This window comes from Methylobacterium frigidaeris (assembly GCF_022179185.1).
In the GTDB taxonomy this organism is placed as follows: Bacteria; Pseudomonadota; Alphaproteobacteria; order Rhizobiales; family Beijerinckiaceae; genus Methylobacterium; species Methylobacterium frigidaeris.
In genome coordinates this window covers 1-249 of the sequence record NZ_BPQJ01000286.1, presented here as the reverse complement: position 1 = coordinate 249, position 249 = coordinate 1, and the positions used below count along the sequence as shown (strand labels likewise).

The 249-nt window shown below is 67.5% G+C and carries 1 protein-coding gene; it reads left to right on the top strand.

Annotated elements, in window-relative coordinates; all coding sequences use genetic code 11:
* Positions 1-57: 57 nt before the first annotated feature.
* A partial coding sequence (locus MFF64_RS39145; protein WP_498071639.1) for a hypothetical protein occupies positions 58-249 on the top strand: 192 nt, incomplete at its 3' end.

The window sequence follows — 249 nt, the reverse complement described above, 5'->3', positions numbered from 1 at the left end:
AAGCAAGAGCTGCTGGAGCATCTCGCCCTGCCCCAGGCCTCTCTCCATGCCCTGGAGTTGCTTCCTCCTCTGGCCCACGGACTGGACAAAAGCCCCTTCCTCCGCGTGATCCCCTTCCTCCTCACCGAGAAGGAGCTTCCCCTGGTGGAGGAGGCCCTGAGGAAGGCCCTGGAGGACCGCTACCTCCTGGCCCACGAGGCCTACGCGGGCGGGGTGGCGGCCTTGGTGGGGGTCCACCGCAAGGAGGTG